The organism is Bifidobacterium parmae, assembly GCF_002860365.1.
Taxonomy (GTDB): Bacteria; Actinomycetota; Actinomycetes; order Actinomycetales; family Bifidobacteriaceae; genus Bifidobacterium; species Bifidobacterium parmae.
Genome location: NZ_NMWT01000013.1, coordinates 62307 through 73777 on the forward strand (window position 1 = coordinate 62307; position 11471 = coordinate 73777).

The window sequence follows — 11471 nt, forward strand, 5'->3', positions numbered from 1 at the left end:
GCCATACTTCTTTCTTATCGCGGATTATCAGACCGCGCGGCGTCCCCACACTTGCGAGGAAACGGAATACGCCTTGCGGCGCATGCGTTTTCCTACTGCGACGCTCGCGACGCTATCGCTGCTCACTGCTTCGGAAAGCCCGCCGGGCTTTCCGACACGCCGAGGGCGATTCGATTTGACGTATTCCGATTCGCCGGTATCTTAGATAGAGCTGTCGCACAGACAAGCCGACGCGGGGTGGAGCAGCTCGGTAGCTCGCTGGGCTCATAACCCAGAGGTCCATGGTTCAAATCCATGCCCCGCTACCACGATAAAACGCTAGGAATCACAACGATTCCTAGCGTTTTTCATTATATCGGGTTAGACCACCCTCAGTCATGCTCCGCATGACAGCTCCCGCCAGCGGGAGCCGGGTTATAGGCCAAAATATGTGTCTGGTGGTCTAGTCGTCATGCTCCGCATGACAGCTCCCGCCAGCGGGAGCCAACGGAACGTCAGCAACCATCCGCCCGGCCGGCGGGGGCTGTCGGCGCAACCGACTGGGGGTGGTCGCAGGCACGCCCTACAGGCTCCGCCGCCGAATCACGGCGAGCATGAACGCACCCACCGCAAGCGCGCAGATGCTCACGCCGAACACGAGCCCCACGTCCACGCCGGTCTCGGGCATCGGCTCCTCGGGCTCTTCCGGCTCGCACGGCTCCTCCGGCTCGCACGGCTCCTCTTCCTCGGGCTCCTCGGGCTTCTCGATGGTCACGCGCGTGTGCTCCCACTTGTCGTCGTAGCGGCTGGCGGCGGGCATGACGCGGTCGTCGCCGGCGAATTTCCATACGAACACGTACCAGCCGTGGGTCTCCGCCGTGATCTCGACCGGATTCCCGTGCGCGTCGGGCGTGCCGGCGCCCACGCGGATCCGCCCGTTGACGGCCGGATACTCCCATGTGCCGATGAGCCGGTGGTTGGCGTCCTCGGCGGGCTCCTCGGCGCCTTTCGGCTCGTATGCGTCGTCGTTCGCGGGGTCGTCCGGATCGCCGGACCACCAGACGCTCACCTGCGCGAGCGGCCGGTCGGCGCCGATGCCGTAGGTCTCGTCGCCGGCGAACGTGCCGTGCCCGTCGGGGAATCCGCTCACGGTGATCGTGTCGCTCAGGTGCGAGCCGACCTGCGCCGCGTGTTCGGTGACGGTCGATTCGACCTCCACCTTGGCGCGGTTCGCGTTGCTTTCGGCGGCGTCGAGGAACGGCGTGACCACGTCGGCGAGCACGTACTCCTTCGCCGTGTCGCTCTGCTTCGACGCGTCGATCGCCCACACCCAGGTGCCGATGCCGCCGCGTGCGGGCGTGCGGTACGGTTCGCCGTCGTCGCCGACCGCCGTGACGGTCGCCTGCCGTCCGGGGCCGTCGAACGTCGCGCTCCCCCGCGCGGCCGGCTCGTAGCCGCGTCGTTTCACGCGCGCGAGGAAGTCCTCGATGGTCTCGCCGTCCTTCGGTTCCATGCGGTCGACGAGCCGGTCGGCGGGGATGTCGTCGAAGTAGTATCCGCGCGCGACGAGCTCCAATCCGGCCGGCCAGTGGCTGTCGTCGCCGCTTACGCCGGACGTCACCTGGTCGGCGACCTCCTGCCCGGCGTCGACGATCTTCGCCGCGGCGACGGTGGCGATCGACGGCGTGAAGTCCTTGCGCACGCGGAAGGCGACGCCGACGTTGGAGACGCTTTCCTGCCGTCCGAACCCGATGTAGTCCTGATTGCTGACGAACTGTTCGACGCGCGGGGCGTCGTAGCCGGAATGCACCTTCACGTCGCCGGCGCCGGTGGCGTTCCACGTGTGCCGGATGGGTTTCGAATCGGTCGTGCCGCTGACGACCGCGGACGCCGCGCCGCCGCCGGCCGCGTCGAACAGCGCGGGTCCTTCGATGCGCAGTTCGTAGCGGATGCCGGCGATGTGCTCGCCGCGCGCGTTGGTCACGCCCACGTCGACCCATCCGCTGCGGATGCCGTCGACCATGTCGGATGCGACGCGGATGCCCGCCGGCACGCGCGACTCCGCCTCCTGCCAGAGTTCGGCGGCGCGCGCGTCCAGTCCGGGATGCTGTTGGAGGATGGCGGCGTAGTGGCGCCGCCATGCGCCCGGATCGGCGTCGAAATGCTCGTGGACGAGCACGCCGATGGCGGCGTGGGTGCGCGCGTCGCGATGCTCCCGGTAGTGGTCGGCGAGCCAGCCGACGCGTCGCGCCGCCTCGCCGTCCTCACGGATGCGCGACGACGAGTAGGAGGTTTCGGCGTCCTTGCCGGCCTCCATGCAGTAGACGAGGCGTCCGTCGCCGGTGCGCGTGAGCGCGCCGATGCGCAGTCCCTGCTTGCCGTCGGCGTCGTACGTCAGATACGTGTGCTCCGGAGCCCATTGCATCGTTCCGGCGGCAAGCGCGGCGGGCGCGGCCGCCAGCAGCGCCGCCAGCGCCACCGCCGCCGTCGCGACGGTCGCGGCGATGCGCGCGCGGATCGTGCGCGGCGGCGTATGAATCTCACCATGTGATTGCGCGGTCTGATCGTCGGTCATGTCCTGGTCCTTCCCTGTCTTCGGCCAGCGCGGCGACCGTCCGGCCGTCGCGCTGGCCCGTTGTCCTCACCGTCGGTGCCATCGGCGGACGGATGGTTCCAGATTGGCGGATTCACGCCGATGAGGACCGGTTTTCCGGGGCTTGTGGTCGGAGCCCCTCCCGCCGGGCGTGTTGTGGATAAGTTCAAACGTTTGCTTGTCCACATTCCGCCGATCCGGGACGTCTCGCGCACCGGTTGTCCACAAACGTTGTCGCCCGTCCACCGGGTTATCCACCGCGACGGGCCGAAAAGGCTGTATTTCCGGCACACCCGCCCCTACAATGGGTGCCGTGGCACATCCAAGTCGTGCGACCGCGCCACAACACGGCCGCGCGATACGCGTGAGAAGTAAGGAGGAGGTCGCCATGTCGAAGACGACCAGCAGCGAGATGAACAACGCCATGGCCGATACGAAGGCAGAGGAGAAGAACGAGGTCGAGGCGGAGAAGGGCGCCAAGACCAAGACCACGAGGAAGAGGGCCACCACGCGCCGTCGCAGGGCCGCGAAGCCGACGCAGGTCGCGGTGACCGTCGTGGGCGAGACCCCGGCGCAGTCGATCCCCGTCACCGAACCGGGCCAGTTCGGCCGCATCAACATCCTGGACGTCACGCCGAACGAGGAGCGCGGCGTGTACCCGGCTCGCGTCGAGCTGGGCGAGCCGTTCGAGGTCACCGCGCAGGTGTTCATCGAGGGCCGCACGAAGGTGGGCGCCACCGCGGTCGTGCGCAACCATCGCGGCAAGGAGATGCAGCGCATCCCGATGACCTGCGTCAACCCGGGCCTCGACCGTTGGGCCGTGACCCTCACCTGCGGCGAGCATTCCGACGTGAAGCCGTGGGAGCCGGAGTTCGCGCAGATCAAGCGTCAGCTGGGCGAATGGTCCGTCACCGTCGAAGGCTGGGAGGACACCTACCGTTCCTGGCTGCATGACGCCACCATCAAGGTGAAGGTGAACGACGACGTCGAGAACGCGCTGATCTCCGGCGCGCAGCTGCTCGACCGCTGGGCGCACACCCCGGACGCGAAGCTCAAGGCCGCCCAGCGCAAGGTGCTCGAGGCCGCCGCGAAGACGATGGCCGACGAGACCCTCGCCCCCGAGGATCGTCTCGCCGCCGCCACGACCGCCGAGGTCGCCGAGCTGCATGAGACGAACCCGCTGCGCGACGGCCTGTCGGAGAGCGCCCCGCAGCGCTTCCTCGTGCAGCGTCCGAAGTCCAGCTTCGCCGCCTGGTACCAGTTCTTCCCGCGTTCCGAGGGCGCGTACGTGGACGAGGAGACCGGCAAGATCGTGCAGGGCACGCTGAAGACCTCCGTCTCCGGTCTGGAGCGCGCGAAGGCCGAGGGCTTCGACATCGTGTACCTGCCGCCGATCTTCCCGATCGGCGTGACGAACCGCAAGGGCAAGGACAATTCGCTGAACGCGGGTCCGGACGATCCGGGTTCGCCGTTCGGCATCGGCAGCTCGCTCGGCGGCCACGACACCGTCGACCCGCTGCTCGGCACGATGGACGACTTCAAGGCGCTGTGCGCGAAGGCGCATGAGCTGGGTCTGGAGATCGCGCTCGACTTCGCCCTCCAGTGCTCGCCCGACCATCCGTGGGTGAAGGCGCATCCGAACTGGTTCCGCACCAAGCCGGACGGCACGATCGCGTTCGCCGAGAACCCGCCGAAGAAGTACCAGGACATCTACCCGATCGACTTCAACGCGGACATGCCGGGCATCGAACGCGAGGTCGAACGCATCATGGACCTGTGGATCGAGGCGGGCGTGACGATCTTCCGCGTCGACAACCCGCACACCAAGCCGGTGCGCTTCTGGCAGGACGTCATCGCCGCGGTCACGAAGAAGCACCCGGAGGTGCTGTTCCTCGCCGAGGCGTTCACCCGCCCGGGTATGATGCGCGCGCTGAGCTACGTGGGCTTCACCCAGTCGCACTGCTACTTCCCGTGGCGCAACACGAAGGAGGAGCTGGAGGAGTACCTCGGCACCACGAACGGCGACGACGGCTACTACCAGCACAACACGTTCTGGCCGACCACGCCGGACATCCTCACCGCCTACGTGCGCGACAACGGCATCGCCGGCCATGCGGTGCGCGCGGTGCTCGCCGCGATGGGCTCGCCGAGCTGGGGCATCTACAACGGCTTCGAGCTGATCGAGAACCAGCAGCGCGACGGCTTCGAGGAGCAGCGCAACAACGAGAAGTACGAGATCAAGGTGCGCGACTGGTCCGAGGCGGACAAGTTCGGCATCGCCGAGCTGCTCACCTCGCTGAACCGCATCCGCCGCGAACATGTGGAGGCGTTCAGCTACCACAACCTGCACGTGCTGGAGACCAGCGACCCGAACATCCTTGCGTTCGCCCGCCACACGCCGGCCAACCTGACGAAGTCCGGCAAGCCGGAGACGCTGATCGTGGTCGTCAACCTCGACTGCCACAACGCGCATCAGGCGATGGTCCACTTCGAGATGCCGGAATTCGACGTCGACCCGAAGTGGGGCGCGCATCTGCGCGACGAGCTGACCGGCCGCGACTTCGCCTGGAGCTGGGACAACTTCGTCTCGCTCGCCCCGTGGGCGGACGTCGCGCACGTGTTCACCGTCGTGCACGAGTACGGCGAGTGATCCCGTCCGCCGCGTGACCCGGTCCGGCCCGTCCGATGCGGGCCGGACCGGGTTACGTCCGCCGCGTGTTTCGCGGTAAGGTGATTAGCGAACAACAACCAATCAAGGAGAAACCGAAATGGCTGAAACCTTCAACGTCGTGGTGGAGATCCCGCGCGGTTCCAAGAACAAGTACGAAGTCGACCAGGAGACGGGCCGCGTCTTCCTGGATCGCGAGCTGTTCACCGCCATGGGCTACCCGGATGACTACGGCTACATCGAGGGCACGCTGGGCGAGGACGGCGATCCGCTGGACGCGCTCGTCATGGTGCGCAACTCCGTGTTCCCGGGCTGCGTCATCGAGTGCCGCGCCGTGGGCCTGTACCACATGGAGGACGAAGAGGGCGGCGACGACAAGGTGCTGTGCGTGCCGGCCGACGTCCGCTACGACGACATCCAGGACGTCAAGGACGTCAACGAGTACCACCTGAAGGAGATCAAGCACTTCTTCGAGCAGTACAAGGCCCTTGAGCCGAACAAGGAGGTCCTCCCGGGCGACTACTGGACCGGTGCGGACGTCGCCGAGAAGGAAATCAAGGAAGCGCGCGAGCGCCTCGCCAACTCCGCCAAGTGATGTCGCGTGATTAGGCTCCCCTTGCAGGGGAGCTGGCCCGCGAAGCGGGACTGAGGGGTAGTCGGATCCAAGCATCCGCTACCCCTCAGTCGTCTTCAAGGACCAGTGCCCGTATATAATCGAATACCGTAATTTCACCTAGGCGTAGGCGGCGTGTGGGAACGCTGGTCGAGGCCCATACCGTGGTGACGGCCGACCGGGGCCGCCGGGGGATGAACCATTCACGCACACACCATGATTTCGATGATCATCCAATCGTTGCTGATTTCCGTTTCCGTCGCGATGGACGCGTTCGCCGTGTCCATCGGCAAGGGACTGACCGTGAAACGCGCCCGGTTCGTGGACGCCCTGAAATGCGGCCTGTGGTTCGGCGGATTCCAGGCGCTGTTCCCGCTGCTCGGCATCTTCGCCGCCTCCGCGTTCGCCTCCTACGTGACGAGCGTGGACCATTGGATCATCTTCCTCCTGCTGGCCGTGATCGGCGGCAACATGATCCGCGAGGCGTTCGAGGAGGACGAGGAGAACGCGAAGGAGACGCCCGAATTCGACTGGAAGCACATGCTGCCGCTCGCCGTGGCGTGCAGCATCGACGCGTTCGCCGTGGGCGTGAGCCTGGGCCTGATGAAGATCAACATCGCGTTCACGGTCGCCGCGATGGGCGTGGTGACCGGCCTGTTCTCGATCGCCGGCATCTACATCGGCCGCGTGTTCGGCGCCCGCTGGCAGAAGCCCGCGCAGGTCGCCGGTGGCGTGGTCCTCATCGTCATCGGCATCAAGGTGCTGCTCGAGCACCTGGGAATCATCGCGTTCTGAGTTCCGTTCTCACCTCCCTCTGACGAGGGAGGTGAGAACGCGAAGCGATGACGGAGGGAGAGAAGAAGAGCGGTCGTAGCCGCTGTCTCTCCCCCACCCGGCTTCGCCGGGAGCCCCCTCGTCAGAGGGGGCCAGATGCGGATAAGGCTCAGCCGACGATCTGGAGGAACAGGGCGGCGGCGAAGACGACGAGCCCGTAGAACATGACGGGCAGCAGGGCGACGCCGACCCACGGGGCGCGCACGGCCGGATCCGGGTCGAGTTCCTTGAGCCACCACACGGAGGCGTAGGCGAGCATGAGCGCGAACAGCGCCATCACCGCGATGACGCCGGCAAACAGGCCGCCGGACACCGCGAGTCCGCCGGAGACCACGTACGGGATGAAGTACCAGCCGGCGAGCGCGATCGACGCGGCGCCGCCGGTCACGCAATGCGACAGGGCGCGGATGAGGTGCGAGCGTTCCTCGCGCAGCATCTGCCGTCCGAACGAGACGATGGTGAGCACGACGAGCAGTCCGGCGACGGCGGCGGCCCAACGGATCTCGCCGGAATCGGTATCGAACAGGGCGGCGCGCGTGTCGTCCTGCACCATGATCACGTCGCCGGCGGCGGGGAACGCGACGAACACGAGCGACAGCGCGCCGGCGACCAGTCCGATCACACGGTCGATGATGGTCGCGCGGAACGGCCAGAACACGTGGAACAGCACGAGCGCGACGGCCAGCAGCACGGTTCCGGCCAGTTGCATGACGATGCCGGCCCCCGCGCCGGCAAGCCCCCACACGGCGCCGACCACGATGAGCAGCACGTATGCGAGCGCCTGCGCGGCGAGCATCGTCCCGCGCTTGGCATTCCACTGGCTTACGGTTTCGCCGGTCATATCCACTCCCGAATCCACAATCAGACGTCGTTGACTGCACCAATCCTACCCGCCGTGCCGGATGCGCCCGATTCCCCGTGAACGCGTCGCGGCGATGGGCGGCGCATGCCCCCGCGCGGTCCATGTCCGCAATCGCCGTATGGACGCGGCCGCATAGTGGACATGACCACATGGTGGATGGGTTTCCACCCCGATTTCCATGGTTTTCGCAACGGTTTTCCCAGCCGCGGTACGCGCCACCGTCCCGTCGATGCCCGAAAACAGTGCTTTCCGCACACGTATTGCCGCTTGTTGTCACAGAAGTTAACATCATGTGTCCCGTATGTGCGCGTAGAATAAGCGCAGTATCCGTAAGGGTTTCCATCACGAATCTCCGATTCGGCGCGTCACACCCGTCTCGGTCATTCCCGCAATGGTCGCCTTCCATCTGATTCCAGGCCCGGCCATCACCGGAGCCCGATACAAGAGAGGGGCAAGACGTGACTGATCTGACGTTGATGACGTTCGCTAGCAACCCCGCCTCCGTGCTGCCGTCGCTCGCCCTGCTCTCCCACCGTGTGCGCGTCCTGCCGATGGACGCGGCCAGTCTGGTGAAGATGCCGGAGAACACGATCCTGTTCCTCGACGCGCGCGACGATCTGGCCACCGCGAAGACCCTGTGCAATCTCATCCACGCGTCCGGCCTGTCCACGCCGATCGTGCTGATCCTCACCGAGGGCGGCTTCACCGTCGTCAACTCGCAGTGGGGCATCGCCGACGTGGTCGTCTCGACCGCCTCGCCGGCGGAGGTCGAGGGGCGTCTGCGTCTCGTCTCCGAACGCGGCAACGCGCCCGCCGCGAACGCGAACGCCGCCGCGGGCGACAAGGGCGTGACCACCGAGGACGGCCAGATCCGTTCCGGCGATCTCATCGTGGACACGAACGGCTACACCGCCTCCCTGCACGGCCGCCCGATCGATCTGGCGTACAAGGAGTTCGAGCTGCTCAAGTACCTCGTGCAGCATCCGGGCCGCGTGTTCACGCGCGCGCAGCTGCTGCAGGAGGTGTGGGGCTACGACTACTACGGCGGCACGCGCACCGTCGACGTGCACATCCGTCGTCTGCGCGCCAAGCTCGGCGGCGAATACGAACATCTCATCGGCACCGTGCGCAACGTCGGCTACCGGTTCGACCCGCCGGACGAGGAGTCCGAGGAGTCGGCCGCCAAGTCCGCCGCGCGCAACGCGCCGAAGGACGAGTAACCGGCCCGGTCCGCCACCATCATCCCGAGCATCCCGATATGCCACGCGAATCGAAGCGGGCCCGCGTCGCCCGCATGCACGACGAGTACGCGATCCTCACCGGACTGTTCCCCGAGCCGAAGTGCGCGCTCGACTTCTCGACGCCGCTGCAGCTGCTCATCGCGACCGTTCTGAGCGCGCAGACCACCGACAAACGCGTCAACACGGTCACGCCGGAACTCTTCGCCCGCTATCCGGACGCCGCCGCGCTGGCCGTCGCGAATCCCGAGGACGTGGAGGACATCATCCATCCGCTCGGCTTCTACCGCTCCAAGACGAAGCATCTGCTGGGACTCGCCGCCGCGCTCGACGAGCGTTTCGGCGGCGAGGTGCCGCGCACGATGGCGGAGCTCACGAGCCTGCCGGGCGTGGGCCGCAAAACGGCGAACGTCGTGCTCGGCAACGCGTTCGGCGTGCCCGGCTTCCCCGTCGACACGCACGTGATGCGCGTGACCGGACGCTTGCGCTGGCGCAGCGACTGGCGCGAACGTCACCCCGATCCGGTGGCGGTCGAGAAGGAGATCACCGCGTGCTTCCCGCCCGGGGAGTGGACGGATCTGAGCCACCGTCTCATCCTGTTCGGGCGTGCAATCTGCCACGCGCGCAAACCCGACTGCGCCACCTGCCCGCTCGCCGCCACCTGCCCCTCCGCCGCGTAGCCACTCGCCCTCCGCATACCGCGTAGCCACCCGCCCGCCGCATAACCTCCCATCCGCCGCATAGCCGCCCGCCCGGCCGCGTAACCACCCACCCGCCGGCGTGACCATGCCTTCTCCTCCGCCCCCGCCGGCGGGGGCTGTCAGCCGTAGGCTGACTGGGGGTGGTCGACGGCGAAATGACTCACGGACGCGGATTCCCCATCACGCGTAGACTGAGCCACATGGCGAATCACGGCAACGGCACACGCACTCCCCGCACTCCCCGCAATCCACGCAATCCACGCAATCCACGCACCGCACACGGCACCACACGCGGCACCGGCACCGGCGAACTCGCGCGCTGGGGCGTCTTCCTCGGCGTCGCGATCGCGCTTTCCGCGCTCGTGTGGATCGGGTGGGCGCTGGTGCAGCATCGCAGCGTCGTCCCCGGTCTCGGCGGCGACACGTCGTCAAATGAATCCGTGACGATCGGACTGACCGGCGTGCCCGACTCGCTCGACATCCGCACCGCGTCCGGCGCACAGTCCGACCGTCTGAGCCGCGTGCTCATCGGCAACGTGTACGAGACGCTGCTCGACGTGGACGACGAGAACCGGATCACCGGCGGTCTCGCGTCGAAGTGGGAGACGTCGGCGGACGGCAGGACGTTGACGCTCACGATGCGTTCCGGTCTCACGTTCGCGAACGGCGACACGCTCGACTCGACCGACGCCGTGTGGTCGATCCAGCAGGCCGTGGAAGGCAAGTGGCCGGACGCGGACGCGAAGTTCAAGCGTCTCGCCTCCGTCACGAATCCGGATCCGACGACGGTGGTCATCACGCTCAGCGAGCCGGATCCGACGCTCACGCGCACGCTCACCGGCCGCCTCGGCATCGTCTACGATGCGGACGCGAACGTGAACTACGCGACGCAGACCGCCGGTTCCGGCCCGTTCGCCGTCGACTCGTTCAAGGACGGCGTGATGACGCTCAAGGCGCGTTCCGGCGGCGGCGCGAAGGTCGGCACCGTCACGTTCAGGTATTTCGCCGACGACGACACGTTGATGAAGCAGGCCGATTTCGGCGGCCTCGACATGATCCTGCCGGATTTCGCGAGTGCCGCGGACCATCTCGCCGGCGATTCCTCGTTCGTCACCGTGTACGGCGCCAGCACGCGCAAGGTGACGCTGCTCTACAACAACGACGCCGACTCGATCCTCTCCGACGTGCAGGCGCGGCAGGCGATGCGCCTCATGCTCGACAAGGCGGCGCTGGCGAACGGCCGCAAACAGGATGTGGAGCAGGTGCTCGGCGGCCCGATCGGCCCGCTCGAACCCGGCTACGAGAACCTCACCTCCATCCTGCCGTACGACAGCGCGAAGGGACGGTCGATGATGAGCTACTTCTCCTCCGGATACGTCGGCACGCTGAAGCTCGTCACCACGGCCGCGTACACGTCGCTGGCGCAGGCGATCGCCGCGCAGTACCAGACGGCGGGCGTCGCCGTCGACGTGGAGACGGTCGACGCCACGCAGCTCGACCAGCGCGCGCAGTCACGCGACTTCCAGCTCATGCTCACCGAACTCGACGGCGAGGACGGGTCGGCGATCTTCGCGACGCCCGACTCGACGCCGCACTACACGAACGCGGACGCGCAGTCGCAGTACGCGGCCGCGGCGGGCGCCGCGAACGAGACGGACTACGCGAACGGACTGAAGACGTACGCGCGCACGGTGAGCGAGGACGCGGCCAGCGACTGGCTGTACACGAAGCGCAACGCGGTCGTCGCACGCGAGACGCTGAACGGCTACCCCGCCCAGCTCACCGACACCCGACTGCCGCTGAAGGACCTCGCCCTCTCCTGACCTCTATTTCGGCCCCAATATTTCGCCCCCTCTGGAGGGCTGAGCCGTGAAGCAAACGCCAGAGGCGTTTGTAGGCGAAGGCGAACGACAGTGAGCAACATAATTCCAGCCGCAGGCTGTCCTTAATCGCGAAGCGGGTGGGGGAGGTCCGGGCACCGGA

8 protein-coding genes and 1 tRNA gene are annotated in these 11471 nt (G+C 67.0%); 7 read left to right on the forward strand and 2 right to left on the reverse strand.

Going from position 1 to position 11471, the window contains the following annotated elements; genetic code table 11:
• The first annotated feature begins 231 nt into the window (after positions 1–231).
• A tRNA-Met gene (locus tag Uis4E_RS05750) sits at positions 232–308 on the forward strand.
• A 254-nt stretch (positions 309–562) separates the two neighbouring features.
• Here Uis4E_RS05750 and Uis4E_RS05755 read toward each other — a convergent pair.
• Positions 563–2554, reverse strand: a complete 1992-nt coding sequence (locus tag Uis4E_RS05755; protein WP_101622256.1) for a cell surface protein — start codon at positions 2552–2554, stop codon at positions 563–565.
• A 406-nt stretch (positions 2555–2960) separates the two neighbouring features.
• Here Uis4E_RS05755 and Uis4E_RS05760 point away from each other — a divergent pair, with 406 nt between their 5' ends.
• The 3 genes from Uis4E_RS05760 (at position 2961) to Uis4E_RS05770 (ending at position 6648) form a co-directional block, all read left to right on the forward strand.
• Entirely contained in the window at positions 2961–5222 is a 2262-nt protein-coding gene (locus Uis4E_RS05760) for an alpha-1,4-glucan--maltose-1-phosphate maltosyltransferase (protein WP_423734917.1), read from the forward strand.
• Positions 5223–5340: 118 nt separating this feature from the next.
• Positions 5341–5835, forward strand: a complete 495-nt coding sequence (locus Uis4E_RS05765; protein WP_034528863.1) for an inorganic diphosphatase — start codon at positions 5341–5343, stop codon at positions 5833–5835.
• A gap of 243 nt (positions 5836–6078) precedes the next feature.
• Entirely contained in the window at positions 6079–6648 is a 570-nt protein-coding gene (locus tag Uis4E_RS05770; RefSeq protein WP_165784879.1) for a manganese efflux pump MntP, read from the forward strand.
• A 148-nt stretch (positions 6649–6796) separates the two neighbouring features.
• Here the strand turns inward: Uis4E_RS05770 and Uis4E_RS05775 are convergent, their stop codons facing one another.
• Positions 6797–7528 (reverse strand): hypothetical protein, encoded by a 732-nt coding sequence (locus Uis4E_RS05775; protein WP_101622258.1) that lies wholly within the window; start codon positions 7526–7528, stop codon positions 6797–6799.
• A gap of 497 nt (positions 7529–8025) precedes the next feature.
• Between Uis4E_RS05775 and Uis4E_RS05780 the strand changes: the two genes are divergently transcribed.
• From Uis4E_RS05780 to Uis4E_RS05790, 3 genes are all read left to right on the forward strand, one after another.
• The gene (locus tag Uis4E_RS05780) at positions 8026–8769 is read left to right on the forward strand and encodes a winged helix-turn-helix transcriptional regulator (RefSeq protein ID WP_165784880.1); all 744 of its coding nucleotides are present in this window, start codon (positions 8026–8028) and stop codon (positions 8767–8769) included.
• Between the two features lie 38 nt (positions 8770–8807).
• Positions 8808–9467 carry an endonuclease III gene (gene nth, locus Uis4E_RS05785; RefSeq protein ID WP_165784866.1) on the forward strand — a complete coding sequence of 220 codons (660 nt, stop codon included), beginning with the start codon at positions 8808–8810 and terminating at the stop codon, positions 9465–9467.
• Between the two features lie 221 nt (positions 9468–9688).
• On the forward strand, positions 9689–11311 hold the full coding sequence (locus tag Uis4E_RS05790; protein ID WP_101622261.1) for an ABC transporter substrate-binding protein: 1623 nt from the start codon (positions 9689–9691) through the stop codon (positions 11309–11311).
• Positions 11312–11471 lie beyond the last annotated feature (160 nt).

Bases quoted from the DNA above. Each gene is read 5' to 3' on its own strand.
- Uis4E_RS05775 (WP_101622258.1), bottom strand. From the start codon at position 7,528: ATGACCGGCGAAACCGTAAGCCAGTGGAATGCCAAGCGCGGGACGATG.
- Uis4E_RS05790 (WP_101622261.1), top strand. From the start codon at position 9,689: ATGGCGAATCACGGCAACGGCACACGCACTCCCCGCACTCCCCGCAAT.
- Uis4E_RS05765 (WP_034528863.1), top strand. From the start codon at position 5,341: ATGGCTGAAACCTTCAACGTCGTGGTGGAGATCCCGCGCGGTTCCAAG.
- Uis4E_RS05770 (WP_165784879.1), top strand. From the start codon at position 6,079: ATGATCATCCAATCGTTGCTGATTTCCGTTTCCGTCGCGATGGACGCG.
- Uis4E_RS05780 (WP_165784880.1), top strand. From the start codon at position 8,026: ATGACGTTCGCTAGCAACCCCGCCTCCGTGCTGCCGTCGCTCGCCCTG.
- nth (WP_165784866.1), top strand. From the start codon at position 8,808: ATGCCACGCGAATCGAAGCGGGCCCGCGTCGCCCGCATGCACGACGAG.
- Uis4E_RS05760 (WP_423734917.1), top strand. From the start codon at position 2,961: ATGTCGAAGACGACCAGCAGCGAGATGAACAACGCCATGGCCGATACG.
- Uis4E_RS05755 (WP_101622256.1), bottom strand. From the start codon at position 2,554: ATGACCGACGATCAGACCGCGCAATCACATGGTGAGATTCATACGCCG.